21 protein-coding genes and 2 tRNA genes are annotated in these 20,507 nt (G+C 58.0%); 11 read left to right on the top strand and 12 right to left on the bottom strand.

Features of this window, described 5'->3' with window-relative positions:
• The first annotated feature begins 118 nt into the window (after positions 1-118).
• Positions 119-1,000, top strand: coding sequence for an EAL domain-containing protein (locus ACN9MZ_RS08630; protein WP_426341765.1), 882 nt, complete (start codon positions 119-121; stop codon positions 998-1,000).
• Here the strand turns inward: ACN9MZ_RS08630 and ACN9MZ_RS08625 are convergent.
• A complete protein-coding gene (locus ACN9MZ_RS08625; RefSeq protein ID WP_426341764.1) occupies positions 903-1,670 on the bottom strand; it encodes a S1 family peptidase in 768 nt (255 codons plus the stop codon). The genes ACN9MZ_RS08630 and ACN9MZ_RS08625 overlap by 98 nt on opposite strands.
• A gap of 153 nt (positions 1,671-1,823) precedes the next feature.
• Between ACN9MZ_RS08625 and ACN9MZ_RS08620 the strand changes: the two genes are divergently transcribed.
• The 3 genes from ACN9MZ_RS08620 to ACN9MZ_RS08610 all read left to right on the top strand — a co-directional run bounded on the left by ACN9MZ_RS08620 (position 1,824) and on the right by ACN9MZ_RS08610 (position 3,992).
• Positions 1,824-2,477 (top strand): DUF6445 family protein, encoded by a 654-nt coding sequence (locus ACN9MZ_RS08620; RefSeq protein WP_426341763.1) that lies wholly within the window; start codon positions 1,824-1,826, stop codon positions 2,475-2,477.
• Between the two features lie 63 nt (positions 2,478-2,540).
• Entirely contained in the window at positions 2,541-3,113 is a 573-nt protein-coding gene (locus tag ACN9MZ_RS08615; protein WP_426341762.1) for a TetR/AcrR family transcriptional regulator, read from the top strand.
• A 48-nt stretch (positions 3,114-3,161) separates the two neighbouring features.
• Positions 3,162-3,992 carry an SDR family oxidoreductase gene (locus ACN9MZ_RS08610; RefSeq protein WP_426341761.1) on the top strand — a complete coding sequence of 277 codons (831 nt, stop codon included), beginning with the start codon at positions 3,162-3,164 and terminating at the stop codon, positions 3,990-3,992.
• Positions 3,993-3,999: 7 nt separating this feature from the next.
• Here the strand turns inward: ACN9MZ_RS08610 and ACN9MZ_RS08605 are convergent, their stop codons facing one another.
• Positions 4,000-4,440, bottom strand: a complete 441-nt coding sequence (locus ACN9MZ_RS08605; protein WP_426341760.1) for a MarR family winged helix-turn-helix transcriptional regulator — start codon at positions 4,438-4,440, stop codon at positions 4,000-4,002.
• A gap of 118 nt (positions 4,441-4,558) precedes the next feature.
• Between ACN9MZ_RS08605 and ACN9MZ_RS08600 the strand changes: the two genes are divergently transcribed.
• Both ACN9MZ_RS08600 and ACN9MZ_RS08595 read left to right on the top strand, forming a co-directional pair.
• Positions 4,559-5,533 carry an alpha/beta fold hydrolase gene (locus ACN9MZ_RS08600; protein ID WP_426341759.1) on the top strand — a complete coding sequence of 325 codons (975 nt, stop codon included), beginning with the start codon at positions 4,559-4,561 and terminating at the stop codon, positions 5,531-5,533.
• Positions 5,534-5,567: 34 nt separating this feature from the next.
• Entirely contained in the window at positions 5,568-5,984 is a 417-nt protein-coding gene (locus tag ACN9MZ_RS08595) for an organic hydroperoxide resistance protein (RefSeq protein WP_426341758.1), read from the top strand.
• Positions 5,985-6,077: 93 nt separating this feature from the next.
• Here ACN9MZ_RS08595 and ACN9MZ_RS08590 read toward each other — a convergent pair whose 3' ends face one another.
• The 5 genes from ACN9MZ_RS08590 to ACN9MZ_RS08570 all read right to left on the bottom strand — a co-directional run bounded on the left by ACN9MZ_RS08590 (position 6,078) and on the right by ACN9MZ_RS08570 (position 11,594).
• Positions 6,078-6,923 (bottom strand): DpnII family type II restriction endonuclease, encoded by an 846-nt coding sequence (locus tag ACN9MZ_RS08590; protein WP_426341757.1) that lies wholly within the window; start codon positions 6,921-6,923, stop codon positions 6,078-6,080.
• A complete protein-coding gene (locus ACN9MZ_RS08585; protein WP_426341756.1) occupies positions 6,923-8,029 on the bottom strand; it encodes a DNA adenine methylase in 1,107 nt (368 codons plus the stop codon). Before ACN9MZ_RS08585 ends, ACN9MZ_RS08590 begins: the two co-directional genes overlap by 1 nt.
• Before the next feature lie 149 nt (positions 8,030-8,178).
• Positions 8,179-8,269, bottom strand: a tRNA-Ser gene (locus ACN9MZ_RS08580).
• A gap of 124 nt (positions 8,270-8,393) precedes the next feature.
• Positions 8,394-10,352: an acetate--CoA ligase gene (gene acs / locus ACN9MZ_RS08575; RefSeq protein ID WP_426341755.1), complete on the bottom strand. Its 1,959-nt coding sequence runs from the start codon at positions 10,350-10,352 to the stop codon at positions 8,394-8,396.
• Between the two features lie 102 nt (positions 10,353-10,454).
• Positions 10,455-11,594 (bottom strand): acyltransferase family protein, encoded by a 1,140-nt coding sequence (locus ACN9MZ_RS08570; protein WP_426341754.1) that lies wholly within the window; start codon positions 11,592-11,594, stop codon positions 10,455-10,457.
• Between the two features lie 114 nt (positions 11,595-11,708).
• Between ACN9MZ_RS08570 and ACN9MZ_RS08565 the strand changes: the two genes are divergently transcribed.
• The 4 genes from ACN9MZ_RS08565 (at position 11,709) to ACN9MZ_RS08550 (ending at position 14,856) form a co-directional block, all read left to right on the top strand.
• Positions 11,709-12,317 (top strand): TIGR00645 family protein, encoded by a 609-nt coding sequence (locus ACN9MZ_RS08565; protein ID WP_426169946.1) that lies wholly within the window; start codon positions 11,709-11,711, stop codon positions 12,315-12,317.
• 18 nt (positions 12,318-12,335) lie between these two features.
• A complete protein-coding gene (locus tag ACN9MZ_RS08560; RefSeq protein WP_426341753.1) occupies positions 12,336-13,862 on the top strand; it encodes a fumarate hydratase in 1,527 nt (508 codons plus the stop codon).
• Positions 13,863-14,699: a glutamate racemase gene (gene murI / locus ACN9MZ_RS08555; RefSeq protein ID WP_426341752.1), complete on the top strand. Its 837-nt coding sequence runs from the start codon at positions 13,863-13,865 to the stop codon at positions 14,697-14,699.
• 81 nt (positions 14,700-14,780) lie between these two features.
• Positions 14,781-14,856: transfer RNA gene (locus ACN9MZ_RS08550), tRNA-His, on the top strand.
• 81 nt (positions 14,857-14,937) lie between these two features.
• Here ACN9MZ_RS08550 and ACN9MZ_RS08545 read toward each other — a convergent pair.
• The 5 genes from ACN9MZ_RS08545 to ACN9MZ_RS08525 form a co-directional block, all read right to left on the bottom strand.
• On the bottom strand, positions 14,938-16,143 hold the full coding sequence (locus ACN9MZ_RS08545; RefSeq protein ID WP_426340241.1) for an ISL3 family transposase: 1,206 nt from the start codon (positions 16,141-16,143) through the stop codon (positions 14,938-14,940).
• A 303-nt stretch (positions 16,144-16,446) separates the two neighbouring features.
• Complete coding sequence (locus ACN9MZ_RS08540; RefSeq protein WP_426169938.1) at positions 16,447-16,941, bottom strand: pilin; 495 nt, start codon at positions 16,939-16,941, stop codon at positions 16,447-16,449.
• A gap of 187 nt (positions 16,942-17,128) precedes the next feature.
• Positions 17,129-17,608, bottom strand: a complete 480-nt coding sequence (locus ACN9MZ_RS08535; RefSeq protein ID WP_426169936.1) for a pilin — start codon at positions 17,606-17,608, stop codon at positions 17,129-17,131.
• A 470-nt stretch (positions 17,609-18,078) separates the two neighbouring features.
• Positions 18,079-18,561: a pilin gene (locus ACN9MZ_RS08530; RefSeq protein WP_426169933.1), complete on the bottom strand. Its 483-nt coding sequence runs from the start codon at positions 18,559-18,561 to the stop codon at positions 18,079-18,081.
• A 645-nt stretch (positions 18,562-19,206) separates the two neighbouring features.
• Positions 19,207-19,689 (bottom strand): pilin, encoded by a 483-nt coding sequence (locus ACN9MZ_RS08525; RefSeq protein ID WP_426169931.1) that lies wholly within the window; start codon positions 19,687-19,689, stop codon positions 19,207-19,209.
• Positions 19,690-19,960: 271 nt separating this feature from the next.
• On the opposite strand from ACN9MZ_RS08525, the gene ACN9MZ_RS08520 reads away from it, so the two are divergent.
• Positions 19,961-20,446, top strand: a complete 486-nt coding sequence (locus ACN9MZ_RS08520; RefSeq protein WP_426169928.1) for a tetratricopeptide repeat protein — start codon at positions 19,961-19,963, stop codon at positions 20,444-20,446.
• The last annotated feature ends 61 nt before the right edge of the window (positions 20,447-20,507 follow it).

Below are 20,507 nucleotides of genomic sequence, written 5' to 3'. Positions count from 1 at the left end.
CACCAGCCGCACCGAAGGGGGCCAACTGAATATTACGCAGTTGGATATGCCGAAACCTTCGTTCACTTCCTTGCGCTCTGCAGCGTAGACTGGGCACCCGCTACCCGAGGAGCCCCCAATGCGCTACCCTGCCTTGAATGACTACCTGGATCGTCTTGCGACCGGCGAGACGCCATCCAGCAGCCTGCGCCTAAGCGGCGACGATGAAGTACAGGGACATATCTTCAACTGCTGGCTGGGTAGCGCCTTCCACCCAATCCGCGAACTCGGAAGCGGGAATGTAAGCGGCTATGCCGGCCGCGTACGAGCCGTCACGGACGAAGACCAGGGACTGCCGTTGTGGACCTACCTCGATGGCGCAGCAAGCGACGATGAGTCCGTTGCCTTGGACCGTCTGTGCCGCACGCTCCACGCGATCAATTTCTTCAGCAAGGAAACCGTCGACGGCCAGGCATTGCACCTGAATGTGCATGACCGCCTTCTCAGTGCCGTGAGCAGCAACCACGGCATGGCGTTCCGCCGCATCCTCGACTCCCTGGGCCTGCCGCTGGACCAGATCGTCCTGCAACTGCCCGCAGTGAATGCGCGCCAGAACTGGATGCTGAACTACGTCGCCGACAATTACCGCCGCAACGGCTTCCGCATATCGGTGAAGGTCGCCACCTCATCCCAGTTGCCGTCCGTCCTCGGCCCCGCACGGGTCGATGCCGTGCGCATCGCCAGTCTGCACGGGGCGGGCGCCGCCGAACTGACGCAAATCCTCGCACAGGTCGCATCGCTGAACGTGCAAGTGCTGGTCAAGGACGACACTCCCGCCCTGCGTGAAGCGGCCGCCCGCACCGGCGCACGGGTGCTGGTGCAGGACAGCGCAAGGCGCGGGCCCGACCGCCTCGCTGCCTGGCCTATGGCAGCATCACAAAATTACCCAGGAATGAACGCGCCGACGGGGTGTCGAGCCGATAAATCACATTGCTTTGCACGCAGGGCATATCGCCAGTGATGGTGGTACCAGCCAGCATCTTCGATTCAGCCGAGCCACTGCCAAAGAAGTTCGGACCGCCTGAATCGCCGTAGCAGGTGCCGCCATTGCCGACCGCGTTGTTCTGCGACAGCCGCAGCCAGCTATCGTTCAACGCACCGAAGGCCGACACCGACCATTCACGCGTATCCTGGTAAGCGATGGTCCAGCCGCCTTTACCGTCGAAAGTCCGTTCCTGGCCACCGTAGCCGACCGCCGTATAGCTGGTGTTGGCCAGCAGGCCGTTCGCTTTCAGGGTATCGAACAGGCCCAGCGTTGGCAACTGCGCAGGCGCCACGTCCGGAATCGGCTGGTCGAACACGATGACGGCAATATCGTGCGGGTCATTCTGCTGCGCGCGGTATTCAGGATGAGCGTGATACTGCCCCATGTACATGAGCGCCGAATTCAGCACCTTGCTGTCGAAAGTCACCTTCACCGTTGCCACGCCGGGATTGCAATGCGCGGCCGTCAGCATCACAGTGGGGCTGATCATGGTGCCGGTACAGAAGGCGTAAGCCGTGCCCTTGCTGTCGTATTCGACCAGGGCCCCGACCTGCGGGTGCTTGCTGCCGTCGGCCTGGCCGTAGGTGATTGCCTGGGCATGGGTGGCGGCCAGCAGGGCCAGCGCTGCAAATGAACACTTCATCATGGTGCGTCATCTCCTTGGAGAGGCCTCGTGAGGCCTGGTTATGGACGATATTGCATGCAAATTTTGCAATCCTACGCGCCAGCGTGTCAATCCGAACACAGTACACATGTTAAGAAGTCGTTAAAACGCTGTTTTCTTGCTACGCTCTTGGCCATGCTGCCAATCCTCCCTTACCGCAAACCCCAGTTAGGACGTGACTACTGGGTGCAGGACGACTTCCTGCCCAACGCCGAAGAAATCGCACAGCGCTGCTACACCCAGGAATACTGGGAACTTGGCGCGCCTTACGCCCACGAGCCCTGGCCCGGCAAGCGCACGCCGAACGCGCTCACGCCATCCGAGATGGAGTATGTGGAAACGTGGGTGAAGAAGATGACCGGCGCCAAGCGCCTATGGCAGGAAGCGACGCCCGAAGGCACGTCGCTGAACCACAACTACGCACAACTGGTTGGCATGCCCGATTCCGGCGCACGCCCGCACACCGACTCAACCAAGCTTTGCCGCTACGCCAGCGTGATCTACCTGACGCCGGACCCCGATCCCGATTGCGGGACTTCGTTCTATCGCCAGCGCCAGCCTAACGGCACGCTGGGTGGCAACCTGTGCATGCCGCCGCATGCCAACCTGCGCGAAGCCTTGAAGGTAAAGGGCCTGCCTCCGGAAGCATGGCAGGAGGACGTGCGCGTGGAGAACCGCTTCAATCGCATCCTGCTGTACAAGGCAAACCTGGTGCACTCCGCCACCGGATACTTTGGTTTCGACCACACAGACAAGCGCCTGACGGCGGTCTTCTTCTGGATGGCCTGAGCCGAGAGCCCCACAAAATGGGCTCGGCTCATTGCCGAATTTTTTTTCTGCTATACTGCCCGCATGAAGCAAAAAGACGAAAAGAAACTGGAAGCCATCGTCGGCGCAACCTGCCGCCTTGCATCTGAACGCGGCCTGTTCGGACTGACGCTGGCGGAGATCGCCAAGGCAGCCGGCATTGCGACCAGCACGCTCTATGTCTATTTTGCCGATAAAGAGGCGCTGTACAACGAAGTATTCCGCCAGGCCAAGCTGGAAGCGATGGGCGTCTATAGCGGTGACGTCGATCCCGCGGCGCCATTGAAGGCGCAAGTACGAACGGTATGGAACAACATGCTGGATCACCGGCTGCGCCGGCATGACCAGGCCAACTTCATGGAGCAGTTTGTCGGGTCGGCCTATATGAGCGAAGACAGCCGCGCCTATGTGGAGAAGCTGGGAGCGGGGCTGATGCGGATCGTCGCTGAGGGCCAGCAGGGAGAAATCCTGAAGGCCGTGCCAGGGCCGTTGTTGGCTTCGTTCTTTGTTGGCTCAGTGCGCGAAACGGCCCGCTTGATCCGCACGGGAGGCATCGCCGATACAGAGCGGTACCGTGCACTTGCATTCCAGCTTTGCTGGGATGGCATTCGCTGCTGAAAATTTTTTGAACCATAACCGAATTTTTTTTCGCCAAAGGAGCATGAAATGTCGATTCAATCCAACCCTGTCGTCCTGATCACCGGCGCCTCGTCCGGCATTGGACTGGCAGCTGCACAACTTTTCGCCCAGCGCGGCTGGCGCGTAGCCGCCACCATGCGCAATCCTGCCCAGGGCGTCGAGCTTGCGGCGCAGCCGAATGTAGTGATATTGCCGCTTGACGTGACCGATGCCACCTCGATCAAATCCGCCATCGCAGCAACACTGGCACAGTTCGGCCGGATCGATGCACTCGTCAACAACGCCGGCTACGGCCTGTTCGGCCCTTTCGAAACTGCGACCGACGAACAGATCCGCCGACAGTTCGCCACCAACGTCGACGGCATTTTCGCCACCACGCGTGAAGTGCTGCCGACCATGCGCAAACAGGGCAGCGGCACCATCATCAACGTTGCCTCGGTGGGCGGCCTGGTCACCCTGCCCTTCTTCTCGCTGTACCACGCCACCAAATATGCAGTGGTTGGCTTCACCGAATCGCTGTCGTTCGAGCTTGCCCCGCTTGGCATCCGCGCCAAATTCGTTGCGCCGGGCGGCGTGGCGACCGACTTCGCGGGCCGTTCGCTGGCGCAAACCTTCGACGGCAACGAAAACGCCTATAGCGACACGCTCGCCAAATCGATGGCAGCGATCAGCGCGCGGCGAGCAGGATACTCCTCCGCCGCCTCGATCGCGGACGTGATCTTCAAGGCCGCGACCGATGAAGCAGCCCTGGTGATGTATCTGGCCGGTGCCGACGCCGAGCATATCTTCCAGCTGCGTCAAAGCCTGTCGGAATCAGAACGCCTGGCGGTAACCCGCCAGCACTCCGGCCTGCAATGATCCAGGCTTAAGGGCCGGCTGCATTCATGAGGTTTGTGCGCAAATTGACGATCGCTTTTTGCAGCACACAAAACTCCTCTGGCGACAGTCCGGCCGCCTTTGCTGTCGTCTCGCGGTAGTCGAAGGCTTTCTCCCGCAGCTGGCGCCCAGCCTCGGTCAACGATACGCGCACACTGCGTTCGTCCTCACTATCACGTTCCCGCGTTACGTAGCCCATCGCCTCGAGGCGCTTCAGCATCGGCGTCATCGTGCTTGGCTCGAGGAACAGCTTCTCGCTCAAGCCCTTGACGGTCTGCTTGTCCTCTTCCCACAGGCAGATGATGGTGACGTACTGCGGATAGGTCAGCCCAAGCTCCTCCAGCACGGGCTTGTACACGCGCGAATACGCCAGATTGGTTGAATAAATGGCAAAGCACATGAAGTCGCCGAGCCTGGCCCTATTGCTCATTTGACATCCTCGTTTAAATTAATTATCGAAATAATGATTATCGTACTTGAAAAGCTGCACAGACCGGGATATAGTTATCTCGCAAATTATTATCGCAATAACTAAATCGGAGAAGCAAATGAAAAAATTGATCCTCGCAGCAGCCTTCGTGTTTGCCTTTGCCGGCCAGTCGCAAGCAGCCCAAACGGAACTCGCTACCTTCCAGACCATCAAGCAGATCGACGCCGGTCCGCTGAATGTCGGCTACGTGGACGAAGGGCCGGCCAACGGCCCGGTCGTGGTCCTGCTGCACGGCTGGCCTTATGACATTCACAGCTACGTCGATGTAGTCCCGATGCTGACAAAAGCAGGCTACCGCGTGATCGTTCCGCACCTGCGCGGTTATGGCACGACGCGTTTCCGCGATCCGAATGCCGTACGCAATGGCGAACCTGCCGCGCTGGCCGCCGATACGGTGGCGCTGATGGATGCATTGAAAATCGACAAAGCCATCCTGGCCGGCTACGACTGGGGCGCACGTACCGCCGACATCGTCGCCGCCCTGTGGCCGCAGCGTGTGAAAGGGCTGGTCTCGGTCAGCGGCTATTTGATCGGCAGCCAGGAAGCCGGCAAGAATCCCCTCCCCCCAAGCGCAGAACAGCAATGGTGGTACCAGTTCTATTTCGCCACGGAGCGCGGCCGCATCGGCTACGAAAAGAACCATCGCGACTTCGCCAAGTTGATCTGGCAGACCGCATCACCGCAATGGCGCTTCGATGACAAGACGTTCGACCGCAGCGCCGCCGCTCTGGAAAATCCAGACCACGCTGCGATCACGGTCCACAACTACCGCTGGCGCCTCGGCCTGGCACAGGGCGAAGCGCAATACGAAGCACTGGAAGCGCGGCTGGCGACCTTCCCTGCCATCACCGTGCCGACCATCACCATGGAAGGCGACGCCAACGGCGCACCGCATCCCGATCCGGCGAGCTACGCGAAGCGGTTCACCGGCAAATACAAGCACCAGCTGATCTCGGGCGGCGTAGGCCACAACCTGCCGCAAGAAGCACCGCGCGCCTTCGCCGATGCCGTGATCGCAGTCGACCATTTCTGATTCCCTCCCCAACCACCCGAAAGGAACACACACCATGAACAAGATTGAGAACGTTCTCTACACCGGCAAGACCCGCACCACCGGCGGCCGCGATGGCGCCGCACGCAGCGACGACTGCCGCCTCGACATCAAACTTTCGCCGCCAGGCTCCAACGGCCCGGGCACCAATCCGGAACAGCTCTTCGCGGCCGGCTGGTCGGCCTGCTTCATCGGCGCCATGGGACGCGCGGCCAAGGATAAACGCGTGCTGCTGCCAGCCGATACGGCTGTCAACGCCGAAGTTGACCTGGGCACCAATGAGGGCGGCTTCCAGCTGCAGGCACGCCTTAACGTGAGCTTGCCTGGCCTGGCCCGCGACGTAGCGCAGGAACTGATCGAGACTGCGCACCAGATTTGCCCGTACTCGAAAATGTCACGCGGGAATATCGATGTGACCATCAATCTGGTGTAAGTCGTTACAAAAGAAAAGGCCGTCCGGCAGGCGGCCAATCTAAAGCCCCTGCGGACGGCTCACCTGCACTACAACGACCGGGAATCCGTTCCGTTATTGAGCTTGGCTGTCCATAATCATCCTCAAGCGCTTCAGCTCCTCGACGAAGTCGCCGCTCATGGAGGTTGTATAGATGCGCGCAATCTCACCTTCGTTCTGACGCTGGATAATCTTCTTGAGATCAGATAGGCGGGACTTCCATGTCGTCCCATCTGTAAAGAACAGCAAAGTGGTATCGCGGCGCATGGCATTGATGATCGCGTCAAGGTCGCCAATGATGTCGCTCATCTTGGAACCGGTTGCGCCATAGCCTTTGACTTCGATCACGATCTTCGGCCTATGCCGGTCCGGTATGGCAAAGTCGCATTTGGCGGTCCTGCCTTCAGCGCCAGTAAACGTACACCGCGTTTCATACTGGTCACCAAACACCTCGCGCACCATTGCTTCGACCAGATCTTCCAGTCCTCTGCCGCGCTTCTGACCGGAAATAGCAGAGCCCCGCCCCGACCGCAGTCGCTCCACCAGAATATCGCTCCACACAGGCTGGTGATTGATTGCTGCAGCGAGCGCATCAGGCAACTGCAGCCGTACCAACGCGTCTATGAAAGCATCGCGATCATGCTTATAGCGCTTTACGCCGATCCCGCCGGGGCCAAGCTCCCGCTTCAGTTCCGACTCCATGCTGTCCTTGGATAAAGCCAGAAACAGCCGCGCGCATAAGATCCCTTCTTCGAAATTCTCATCAAGAAGGGCTGCAATATCGGCGCGTTCGTATTGCACCTTCGTCTCCAGCGCGACCAGACGGGCAATGGCATTTCTGGCTGTGTCATCCATCCAGTCGACATCAAGCGCGCTAAGGCTTCCAACGATATCGTCAATGGTCTGGTCGGCCGTTGCCATTATTGACCCACCAGCAAATACTCAATGACTGAAGACCTAGCGACACTGCGATGAGTACCGAAATGGTAACGGTGTGGCTTCTCAAACACCTGAACATGATCCTTGTATTTGCGCATCAGTGTTTCCAGCTGCTCCAAATCGGGAAAACCGTTTGAACTGTACGAGAGCACGATCTTACTGCTCTTAAACTTGGAGAACATTTGATCAAAGGCCTCGACGGCCGTACGCCGGTAACTGAACGGCGTGAACTTCTTCGCGATTTTCTTGACTTTGGTCGAGGCATCCACCGGCATCCCCTCCCAATAACATGACAGGCCCTCGAGGAAGTGATACCGCTTGACGTAGCAATTGTCATCGGAACGAGGGACATATGGTGGGTCCAGATAAACCAGATCCACTTTACGACGAGGAAGCTCAAACAGATCTGACCGTAATGCCAGGTTGCGCCGGCCATTGTCAAACACGGTCGTGTTGTATACCTCAACCTGTTCAAGGAAGTGCTCTTCAACGGAAAGGCGTAAATCACGGCGGCCATCGTCGTAGCGGGACAAGTCACCGGAAATCGTGAATACTCCGCGCGGCTGTCGCTTCAAACATGAACGAATCAGGGCCGCATAAGCAATCGCTTGCTGGTGCGGATCGGTCAATTTGCGAATATTTCCCGAAACGCGATCCAGAAAGCGCAAGTCTTCCGGCGTATAGAACACACCGCTGAAAGTCTGCTCGATGAACTTGCGCTTTGCTGAAGCCCCGCGCAATAAGCCTTGAAGGGCGCGCTCATCAAGGTGTGTGCGATTGTTCTCCACGGTAGCACGGGCGACCGTGCTCGTGAAATTCAAAAAATCCGATGCAACGACCCGGCGTCCCATCGCTTTCATCAAATACGAAACGCAACCCGTGCCGGAAAAGGGATCAAGCGCGCTTTCAAAGTCCAGCTTGTCGAGCGTCTCGAATATCCATGGCAACAGTCGAGTCTTCGAACCCATATATCGAAGTTCGGGGTACTCAAGCGCCCTGGCAGGGATGATGGAAGAAGACTTTGATTCTGCAGCCGGCGGCGATAGAACGGCTTCGAGATCCGGTTGTATGTGAAGCGCTTTTCTCATCAGATTGCCAGCTGGGTCTATTTTATTTAGCGACAAGCGTCGCGATAGCACTGTACGTTCGAACAGTATAATGGACCGCACTCACCTTGTGTGGCCTTTCTGTTTCCCCAGAATGCAAAAAGCCCTTGATCAACAAGGGCTTGTATTCTTGGCGGAGAGAGGGGGATTCGAACCCCCGATAGGCTATGAACCTATACACGCTTTCCAGGCGTGCGACTTAAACCACTCATCCATCTCTCCTGCATTCTCACGCAGATCGCGAGAGGCCCGAATTATAGCAGCGTTTCTGGAGAGTGCAAAGGTTTTCTCCTGAAACCGGTAAACCGGCGTCAGGCCCATTGGGTCTGACGCCGCCTATTCAGGCTTAGGAGGTTTCTTTCAGCTGCTCGAGGATGGCTGGGTTTTCCAGGGTGCTGACGTCCTGGGTGATGGTTTCGCCTTTGGCCAGGACGCGCAGCAGGCGGCGCATGATCTTGCCGGAGCGGGTCTTCGGCAGGTTGTCGCCGAAGCGGATCTCTTTTGGCTTGGCGATCGGGCCGATCTCCTTGCCTACCCAGTTACGCAGCTCGGTGGCGATCTGCTTTGCTTCGTCGCCGGTCGGGCGGGCGCGCTTCAACACCACGAAGGCGCAGATCGATTCGCCGGTGGTTTCGTCCGGCTTGCCGACCACGGCGGCTTCGGCGACCAGCGGGTTGGCGACCAGCGCCGATTCGATTTCCATCGTGCCCATGCGGTGGCCCGACACGTTCAGCACGTCGTCGATACGGCCGGTGATGGTGAAGTAGCCGGTTTCGGCGTTGCGGATTGCGCCGTCGCCCGCCAGGTAGTATTTGCCGCCCAGCTCCTCTGGGAAGTACCCGGCCTTGAAGCGGTCCGGGTTGCCCCAGATGGTGCGGATCATCGATGGCCATGGGCGCTTGACGACCAGGATGCCGCCACTGCCGTTCGGTACGTCGTGCCCTGCTTCGTCCACGATCGCGGCCATGATGCCTGGCAGAGGCAAGGTGCACGAGCCCGGAACCATCGGGGTGGCGCCTGGCAGCGGAGTGATCATGTGGCCGCCGGTTTCGGTCTGCCAGAAGGTGTCGACGATCGGGCACTTCTCGCCGCCGACGTTTTTGTAGTACCACATCCAGGCTTCCGGATTGATCGGCTCACCAACGGTGCCCAGCAGGCGCAGCGAGGAGATGTCGAAGTTCTTTGGATGGACTTTCGGGTCCACGTCGGAGGCCTTGATCAGCGAGCGGATCGCGGTCGGTGCGGTATAGAAGATGTTGACCTTGTGCTTGGCGATGGTTTCCCAGAAGCGGCCAGCGTGCGGGAAGGTCGGGATGCCTTCGAAGACAACCTGGGTCGCGCCGACGGCGGTCGGGCCGTAGGCGATATAGGTATGGCCGGTGACCCAGCCGATGTCGGCGGTGCACCAGTACACGTCTTCCGGCTTGATGTCGAAGGACCACTTCATGGTCAGCGCTGCCCACAGCAGGTAGCCGCCGGTCGAGTGCTGCACGCCTTTCGGGGTGCCGGTCGAGCCGGAGGTGTACAGGATGAACAGTGGATGCTCCGCTTCCACCCATTCAGGTTCGCAGGTCGCGGCCTGGCCCTCGACCAGGTCGTGCAACCAGATGTCGCGGCCTTCGGTCCAGGCGATATTGCCACCGGTGCGCTTGTACACCACCACATTCTTGATCGTGTCGCAGCCACCCATGGCCAGCGCCTCGTCCACGATGGCTTTCAGCGGCAGCTGCTTACCGCCGCGCAGTTGCTCATCGCAGGTCAGCACGGCCACGGCGCCGGCGTCGATGATGCGCTCTTGCAGCGACTTGGCGGAGAAACCACCGAACACCACGGAGTGCGTAGCGCCGATACGGGCGCAGGCCTGCATCGCAGCCACGCCTTCGACCGACATCGACATGTAGATCACGACGCGATCGCCCTTCTTGATGCCGCGCGCTTTCAGGCCGTTGGCGATCTTGCAGGTCTTGTCGTGAAGTTGCTGGTAGCTGACGCGGGTCACCTGGCCGTCGTCGGCTTCGAAGATGATCGCGGTCTTGTCGCCCAGGCCGTTCCTGATATTGCGGTCCAGGCAGTTGTAGGAGACATTCAGCTTGCCGTCTTCGAACCACTTGTAGAACGGGGCATTGTCTTCGTTGAGCGTACGGGTAAACGGCGTTTGCCATTCCAGGTGCTCGCGCGCCAGGCGCGCCCAGAAGCCTTCGTAGTCGCGCTCCGCTTCGTCGCACAGCGCCTTGTATGCCTCCATGCCTGATACGGCTGCCTTTTCGACGAAAGCCGCTGGCGGCGCGAAAATACGCGATTCCATTGGTCCCTGTTGGTCTGCGCCCTGGTTGGTCATGCTTGTCTCCGGTTAGTGATGGTTTGCTTGCAACAATAGAGCTTGTCGCTTACTGCGCCCTTACATTTTTCAAGGCGCTACTTTTGCCATTTTAATCACATCCTGCCCCTCTGGTACAGGCGCCGCGGGCAGCGCACGGTCGACCAGCAATACCAGTTTGCGCCGCACCCATCCGCCCAGCTGCCGCTCCAGCAACCAGTGCGAAGCCGAAGCAAGCGGTATCGCCAGCAACAGCGCGAGATAGACCTCATTCCAGCTTCGCGTGTGCAGGTTGTGCTGGTCCAGCCAGCGGGTCAAGACCACTTGGCCTAGAAAATGAGTGAGGTACATCGAGTAGGAAACGTTGCCGACCCATTGCAGCCAGCCGGGCGTGCGCAACGTGACCGTTTTGCTGGCGATGGCCAGCGCCAGCAGCATCAGCGCCAGCGGCCAACCCCAACCTGCCGGCCCGTGGAAGCCGCCCACGCCAGACCAGCCCCACCAGAGCACGAAGCCTGTGCTGCAAGCCACGCCTTGCCAGGCCTGCGCCGCGCTGGGGAAGCGGATGCCAGGGTTCAGGTAAAGCAAGCCGATCCCCATGCCAGCCACGAATTCCCAGATGATCGGGTTGGTCACCAGGTGCAGGTAAGGAGTGTCGAACACCAGGTACTGGCGCACGTCCAGCGTCGGCCCGCCTGCCGCCAAGGGCAGCAGGATCAGCGTCAGCGCCATCCAGCTTGTTAGCACCAGCCAGCGCAAGCGCCCTGCGAGCAAGCTGGCGCCAAACACCAGGTAAAAGTACATCTCGAACGCCAGCGTCCACGCCAGCGGGAACACCAGGCCAAAGAACGGTGCATCCTGCGCCGTCACCGGGCGCAAGGTCAATGACTGGAACAGTGCCTGCAGGCGTTCCGCATCCAGGAAGAACCACATGCCATCGCGCTTGATGAAGATCCAGGCGAGCGTCACCACCACATAGGCCGGCCAGATGCGCGCAAAACGCTTGGCCGCGAACAGCGCCGCATCGCGCGGGCCGCCTGCGCCTTGGGTGGTATAGACCATAATAAAGCCGCTAAGCAGGAAAAACAGGTCGACGCCCATCGCCCCTGGCAAAAACAGCGCGGTGGCCAATCCTTCATTCGGCGTATCGTCCAGGAAAAAGCGGCCATGTGTCAGGACCACCAGCAGCACGGCGAACCCGCGCAGGCCCTGCACCCAATCGAGCTTCATAATCTTCAGGCAAATTAGACAAAACGGCAATGTAGCACAGCCGCCCCGCTACCACGCCACCATTGCGAGTGTAGAATATCGGGTGTTTTTCATACGCTCCACCAATATCCCCAGATGACCGAACCTCAGAACTCCAACGGCAAACGCCTTAGCCCTATCCCCGCCTTTATCTTCATGTCCCGCTGGTTACAGCTGCCGCTGTACCTGGGCCTGATCCTGGCGCAGTGCGTCTATGTGTTCCATTTCTGGGTCGAACTGAAGGACCTGATCGGCGCGGCGCTGGGCGACGCCCATTCGCTGGAACACATTATCGCCGTGACCTTCCACGGGGCTGAAGGCGCTCCCACCAAGCTAACCGAAACCGTGATCATGCTGGTGGTGCTGGGCCTGATCGACGTGGTCATGATCTCCAACCTGCTGATCATGGTGATCGTGGGCGGCTACGAAACTTTCGTCTCGCGCATGCACCTGGAAGACCACCCGGACCAGCCGGAATGGCTGTCGCACGTGAACGCCTCGGTGCTGAAGACCAAGCTGGCGATGGCGATCATCGGCATCTCCTCGATCCACCTGCTGAAGACCTTCATCAACGCGAAAGACTACGAGCCCAAGGTCCTGATCGCGCAAACCGTGATCCATATCGCATTCCTGCTGTCCGCAATGGCGATTGCGTACACCGATCGCATCACCACCCTGACGCACAACGATTCCAAGCACCACTAATTAGCCAACGAGCCAATCATGACCATCATCAAGCAAGACGACCTGATCGAATCTGTCGCCGCCGCGCTGCAGTACATCAGCTACTACCACCCTGCCGATTACATCCAGCACCTGGCGCGCGCGTACGAAGCCGAACAAAGCCCGGCCGCGAAAGATGCGATCGCCCAGATCCTGACCAACTCCCGCATGTGCGCGGAAGGCAAGCGTCCGATCTGCCAGGATACCGGCATGGTGAACGTCTTCCTGAAGATCGGCATGGGCGTGCGCTTTGAAGGCTTCAAGGGCACAGTGACCGACGCCGTCAATGAAGGCGTGCGCCGCGCGTACAACTTCTCCGACAACAAGCTGCGCGCGTCCATCGTGGCCGACCCGCACTTCGAGCGCAAGAACACCAAGGACAACACCCCGGCCGTGGTCCATATGGAACTGGTGGAAGGCAACACCGTGGAAGTAGCCGTTGCGGCCAAAGGCGGCGGCTCCGAGAACAAGACCAAGTTCGTCATGCTGAACCCTTCCGACTCGCTGGTTGACTGGGTGCTGAAGACCGTGCCGCTGATGGGCGCCGGCTGGTGCCCGCCAGGCATGCTGGGCATCGGTATCGGCGGCTCCGCCGAAAAAGCCATGCTGCTGGCCAAAGAGTCGCTGATGGAAGACATCGACATGTTCGAGCTGAAAAAGCGCGGCCCGCAGAACAAGCTGGAAGAACTGCGTATCGAACTGTGCGACAAGATCAATGCCCTGGGCATCGGCGCACAAGGCCTGGGCGGCCTGACCACCGTGCTGGACGTGAAGATCAATATGTACCCGACCCACGCTGCCTCCAAGCCGGTCGCCATGATCCCGAACTGCGCGGCTACCCGCCACGCGCACTTCGTGCTGGATGGTTCCGGGCCGGCCTACATCGAGCCGCCTAAGCTGTCCGATTGGCCTGATGTCACCTGGGCTGCCGACACCGAGAAGTCCAAGCGCGTCGACCTGAACACCCTGACCAAGGAAGAAGTGGCGTCCTGGAAGCCGGGCCAGACCCTGCTTCTGAACGGAAAGATGCTGACGGGCCGCGATGCCGCCCACAAGCGCATCCAGGACATGCTGGCCAAGGGCGAGCAGCTGCCGGTGGACTTCACCAACCGCGTGATCTATTACGTCGGCCCGGTCGATCCGGTGCGTGAAGAAGTCGTTGGCCCAGCCGGCCCGACCACCGCAACCCGCATGGACAAGTTCACCGACATGATGCTGGAAAAGACCGGCCTGATCTCCATGGTCGGCAAGGCTGAACGCGGCCCAACTGCGATCGAATCGATCCAGACGCACAAGTCGGCATACCTGATGGCTGTCGGCGGCGCGGCATACCTGGTATCGAAGGCGATCAAGGGCGCCAAGGTTGTCGGCTTCGAAGACCTGGGCATGGAAGCGATCTATGAATTCGACGTGGTCGACATGCCTGTCACCGTGGCCGTCGACTCCACGGGCACTTCCGTGCACAACACCGGCCCGAAAGAGTGGCAGGTGAAGATCGAGTCCCTGAAAGCGGCGCAGCCAGCATAAATGGTCCATCCAATCCCCTCCTCCGCCGACGCGCCGATCGGCGTCTTTGACTCCGGCGTCGGAGGGCTCTCCGTGCTGCGCCATATCCATGCGCAGCTGCCGCACGAGCACGTGCTGTACTTCGCCGACTCCGCCTTTGCCCCCTACGGCGCCAAGACGGACGAATGGCTGGTGCAGCGCGCAATTGCGGTGACGGCTTTCCTGCTCGATAAGGGCGCCAAGGCGCTGGTGGTGGCCTGCAATACCGCCACCGTGGCCGCCATCAAGGCTGTCCGCGCCGCCTATCCTTCTCTGCCCGTGGTTGGCGTGGAACCGGGCCTGAAGCCTGGCGCCGCCGCCACCCGCAACGGCACGGTCGCAGTCCTGGCAACGGCAAGCACACTGCGCGGCGAGAAGTTCCTGGCGTTGCGCGAACAGATCTCCGGCTCAAACGGCACCCGCTTCCTGCTGCAGCCCTGCGTCGGACTGGTAGAACGCATCGAACAGGGCGATTTGACCGGGGACGAAACAGCAGCCATGCTGAAGGGCTATGTGGAACCGCTGCTGGAGCAAGGCGCCGATACGCTGGTCCTCGGCTGCACGCACTACCCGTTCGTGCGGGACGCCATCGCGCAGCTCGTTGCGGCACGCGGCGACGCCACGACGGTCACGCTGATCGACACCGGCGACGCCGTAGCCCGCCAACTGGCACGCCTGCTGGAAGGCGCCGGCCTGCTGCGTCCAGGAGGCACGCCAGCCCACCTGCATGGCTACACCAGCGGCAACGCAGAGGCGCTGCAGCAGCAGTTTGCCAGCCTGCTCGGACTGCACCCTCAGGTCGCTTCCGTGATCGTTTGAAATATATTTGCCAGATTATCGGAGTCCCTATATAATCTCGGCTCTGTCGCGCTACGGTGCGATAGAAAGCAGTTTTCAGTGGTGGCTGTAGCTCAGTTGGTAGAGTCCAGGATTGTGATTCCTGTTGTCGTGGGTTCGAGCCCCATCAGCCACCCCAATTTACTTGGTTGAAAACACAAAGTTGGAATCTTCCAGCGAGTGACAAAAATAGCCGCCTTAGCGGCTTTTTTTTGGTTCTTCACGGATTCCCGGGAAACGCGGCTTTGATCTTCAGGAAGAAGAAGTCAGAGTCGCGGTAACCATATGCCATCCGTTTCATAACCTTGATCTTGTTGTTAATACCCTCGAGCTGGCCGGTATGCATAGGCCAGCGCATGCGGGCCAAAATGCCCTTCCAGTAGAGGCTTAGCCTTCTGGCGAAGCGGATCAGCGGTTCGATGGCGCTGCTTTTAGCCATGGCTTGCCAGATGCGCCAAGCCGATCGCCAGCGCCAGGGATCAGTTGGTGTCCAGAGTTCCTTCAAGCTCGCCTTCATTACATAGACTGTCATCAGCGCCTGGTTCGCCGTCAGAAGCTCAGTGAGTTTCGGCCTCTGGTCTGACGGCACATTATCGACGTTGCGTAGTAGCAGCCACCGTGCACGCTTTACATACTGGCGACCGGCCTTATCGTCGCGCAGCCGATTCGCTTCATCGACCCGCACCCGATCAATGACCTCGCGGCCATATTTAGCGATGACGTGGAACAGGTCATAGACAACCCTGGCTCTTCGACAGTGATGTTTCACCTCGAGGTCAAATGCGGTATTCATATCCATCGCCACCGCTCGAATGCGCCGACAGCGTTCAGGGCCAAGCCAGGCAAAGAATGGCCGGATCGCTTCTCTACTACGCCCCTCACAGACCCAAATTACGCGCCGAGTGTCTGCATCCAGCACCACTGTCGCGTAACGATGCCCTTTGAACAGCGCGAATTCATCCATGACCAGCCTTGTCGGCTGGGGTGGCGGCAAGGCCGCCACCCTACGCTCCAGATCCAAGCGGTGTATCTGACGGACGGTTCCCCAATGAAGCCCAGTGAGTTCGCAAACGTGAGCAATCGGTAGTTTCTCACTCCAGTGCGCAACGAACTGCGCCAAGCGCCGCGACACGCGTGAATGCCGATCGAGCCAACTAATGTGCTGGGTGCAGCATCGACAACAACCGGGGCAGCGCAACCGATTGACGGCAACGCTCAGAAATACAGCCATGCCAGCCATCGGTAGATCGCGCACCGTCCGCCAGACGGTTTCATGGATCACTGATGCACGGGCACCGCAATTTGAGCAGATCAGGGGCGAGCCTGGATCGGCAATTAACCGCAAACGAAGCCGGCTACCAGCAATTTCCAGAGATGAAATGCGAAAGCCTTCCCAGAAAGGGAGGCTGAGACTATGATTTGGCATGAGAGCAGTGGGTTGGTTAAAGGGTTTGGTCGCACAAACACAATAACTCTTCCTTACTGCTCTCTTGCGTTTACAGCATGGTCATCCCGCTAATCCGCGATGAACCTTTTTTTTCGTCCATCCGCTTTACGCTTCGTCCATGTTTGCAGCCCTCGCCCAGTTCGAGCGGAATCAGCTGACAGAACGAATGCATGCCGGACCATCGAGTGTAAGCCGAAATCCATCTTATGCTTTGGCGTCGCGATCGTACAAAAAAATGCCCGCAAAAGCGGGCATTTGGTTGGAATCGAAATTATTCTGAGATTACAGAAGAGCGGCAGCAGTAGTTTGGCGGCAGTTTGCCGGTACGTATTTGAATTTATCTGCCGAATCCACGCTACAAGCCCAGGTCAGTTGGTGGGTTGGAATAGTGCCTTGGGTTAGCGGGGTCCCAACAGCACCATTGGCGCCTGCGCCATCAAATGGAGTCAAGGTGATCGTCAAATCACCGGCTTTTGCGGTCGTCTTGACAGTAATCACGCCGGCAGCGTTGACGGCAAGTACAAGTACAATGTTCTGCGTCGCTTGACCTACATTAAGAGGCGTCGCAAACGGAGTGCCATTGGCAGCGTTGTCGGATACGGCAATTTTAGCGGCGTCAGCAGCAGCAATTGCTTCCGTCACCCGAGAACGAACGGCGTAGTCTTGATATGCGGGCAAGGCGAGTGCCGCCAGAATACCGATGATCGCCACGACGATCATCAGTTCGATCAAGGTAAAACCCTGCTGTACTTGCTTTCTGTATTGTGCGAATTTCATATTTTTCCGGCTGAGTATTAAAAACGAGAGCACTCGAAGTTTCACTTCACACAAAATATTGAGCAATGAGCGTGCCAGGGCCCGGGCGCATAAAAAATGCCCGCAAGAAGCGGGCATTTTTTTAACGGACCAAAGGATAACAAATCTGACAGCCCGACTGGGAAACCTGGCCGGAATGCCTGGTTAATTAAAGCAGTGCGGCAGCAGTGGTTTGGCGGCAGTTTGCCGGTACGTATTTAAATACGTCCGCCGAGTTCACGCTGCAAGCCCACACGATCTGGTTAGCTGGAGGCGTACCCGCGGTCAGCGCGGTGCCAACTGCACCGTCAAACGGGGTCATCTTAATCGTAACAGAACCTGCGCGGGCGGTGGTCACGACGGTGATAACGCCGTTAGCGTCGATGGCAGGTACAGTTGCAATATTCTGAGTGGTTTGGCCGGCGTTGAAACCGGTCGCGAATGCAGTACCGTTAGCAGCGTTGTCCGCTACGGTAACTTTAGCCGCATCAGCGGCAACGATTGCTTCTGACACGCGGGAACGAACGGTGTAGTCCTGGTATGCAGGCAGTGCTACAGCCGCCAGGATACCAATGATCGCCACGACGATCATCAGTTCGATCAGAGTAAAACCTTGCTGTGCTTGCTTTTTATACTGTGCGAATTTCATGATTGTCTCCTGTTGAGGGGTCAAGAGCCACACTGGCCCAAAAGTCTTACTGCACACGGCATATCGAGCAATCAGCGTACCAAGACAAATGGACAATGTTTCTGCCATTTTTTGGCGAGATTCAGGCATTTGGAGTTCAGTGGCGCAGGTAAATGCTATGCCACCAATTTGGCGTGGCACGACAACCGGCGTGTCATGGGCGTTGGCATGGTCCTGGGTTGTGCCATGTTTGCCACCAGGCCAAGCTTCAAACTGATCATTGGGCTGCGGAGACACATATCAGGTATCCCCGGATCATCTAGCAGGCCACACAGATCTCATCAGGGGGCGCCGTCAGCACAGAGCGCAGAGCCTGCACTGTTGAGGGCATAAATAAAATGCCCGCAAAAAGCGAGCATTTTTTGTGGTCGGGCCAGAAAATATTGAATTTGACAGCCCGACCGGCAAAGCCTGCTGAAATGCTTTGCCAATTACAGCAGAGCAGTAGCAGCAGCTTGGCGGCAGTTTGCTGGCACGTACTTAAATTTTGCGGCCGCACTCACGCTGCAGGCCCACACGATTTGGTTGGCTGGAGGAGTACCTGCAACCAGCGCAGTACCGACAGCACCATCAAACGGGGTCATTTTGATCGTCAGATCACCTGCGCGAGTAGTAGTCACGACGGTAATAACGCCGGTTGCTGTGGTGACGACAGGTGGAGTTGCAATGTTTTGCGTTGCGACACCTGGATTCAGGCCGGTGGCAAACGGAGTGCCGTTGGAAGCGTTGTCGGCGACGGTAATCTTAGCGGCATCTGCAGCAACAATGGCTTCCGATACGCGGGAGCGAACGGTGTAGTCCTGGTATGCTGGCAGTGCTACAGCCGCCAGGATACCAATGATTGCCACAACGATCATCAGTTCGATCAGGGTAAAACCTTGCTGTGCTTGCTTTTTATACTGCGCGAATTTCATTTTCTTTCCTGTTGAGTGTTAAGAGCCAAACTGGCTCAAAGTATTGCTGCGCTTGCATACTATACAATAATCGTGCCAAGGCAACATGATGGTGTTTTTGCCATTCTTTGGCAATAATTTCATGTCTCGAGCAAATGGCGCACGTAAGTAGTGTGCCATTATTCGCATCCTGCACGACAGCCAGCTGATGACAAGGGTTTTGACACAGCATTCAGGTGTGCCATAGTGGCTTACTACCTCAGCCACCTCTTCGCTATTCGAGAGAAATGTTTGCTGGCAACTACAGATGAAGAATGAACGTTTTGGCGCAGATTCGCCATTGGATGCCGAAAATACGATACGCGACAGGAAGTGAAAGAAAGAGGAAGACGATTCCTCTGGTGCCAACGGCATCAAAAGTGCCAGCACACTCTAGCTGGCGCTGCCCCGCCACGGTGCCAAGGCGGTGGCGATCAAGACGGAAGGGCAGCAGACGGCGCTGATCGACACGGTCCTTGTATTAAATTGCAAAAAATGCCTTGCAAAAGGGAGGCGTCCATATGCCGTCCATGCTCGACGCCCCCATGAAAAATGCCCGCGAAAAGCGGGCATTTTTAGTCATCTGGGTAGAGGATAATAAATCCTCATAGACCGATGTTTCGCTGATTACAGCAGAGCAGTAGCAGCAGCTTGGCGGCAGTTTGCTGGCACGTATTTAAATTTAGGAGCCGAATCGACGCTGCAAGCCCACACGATTTGGTTGGCTGGAGGAGTGCCTGCAACCAGGGCGGTACCGACAGCGCCGTCAAACGGGGTCATTTTGATCGTCAGATCGCCTGCACGAGTAGTAGTCACGACGGTAATAACGCCGGTTGCTGCGGTGATGGCAGGTGGAGTTGCAATGTTTTGCGTTGCGACACCTGGATTCAGGCCGGTGGCAAACGGAGTGCCGTTGGAAGCGTTGTCGGCGACGGTAATCTTAGCGGCATCTGCAGCAACAATGGCTTCCGATACGCGGGAGCGAACGGTGTAGTCCTGGTATGCTGGCAGTGCTACAGCCGCCAGGATACCGATGATTGCCACAACGATCATCAGTTCGATCAGGGTGAAACCTTGTTGCGCTTGCTTCTTATATTGTGCGAATTTCATATTCTCTCCTATTGAGTGTTGAGAGCCACTTTGGCTCAAAGTTTTTGCTGCACACCGCATATCAAGCAATGAGCGTGCCAGGGGAGTTTAGGCGATGTTTTGGTCATTTTTTGGCAATACTTCTGGTATCCGACGCCTGTGGCGCAGGCAAATGCCGTGCCAACATGTGGCAACCAGCGTATCATTAGAGCTTGGCACGGCCATTTGGTGTGCCATGATATCCTGAGTTTCGTCTGCAACGTTCGCTGGCAAACCTGACTAAAGATGAGGAATGAATCAACAAATCAAAATTAGCACCGCAATCACGTTGACGGGCTGGAGCAAGCGCACTTTTTGGCGCAGATTTGCTGATGGTTCGGTGGAACGGGGTGCCGAACACGTGAAAGTAAACGAAATATCGACAGTTGTGCTCGATTCGATACTTCCACACCTGTCAGTAACGCTCACCGCCGAGGACTTGCAACTTGTACTGGAAGCAGACGCAGGACACCCGCTGGCGCAGTGCGATCTGGCCCTATTGTTTCGTGGCTTAGAGAAGCACAAGGAGGCGTTGTACTGGCTTGAACTCGCGATCAAGCAGGGCGATGTGAGCGCTATGCACTGGATGGGCCGGTCTTATGTTGAGGGCACAGGTGTTCTCAAGGATGAATATATCGGATTGATGTGGATTGCGAAGGCTGCAGCTGGCGGCCACGCAGTATCGCAGGCCCAAGTTTCCGGCTTGATTAATGGCGCAATTGCAAAGCGCAGCGAGTGACACCACCGTCCCTGCATGGGTCCCAGGTTGTGATTTAGCATTTCTGAAATATAATTAATTT

The organism is Pseudoduganella sp. S-14 (assembly GCF_049913285.1).
GTDB lineage: Bacteria > Pseudomonadota > Gammaproteobacteria > Burkholderiales > Burkholderiaceae_D > Rugamonas.
This window is presented reverse-complemented; position numbering and strand designations above follow the sequence as displayed.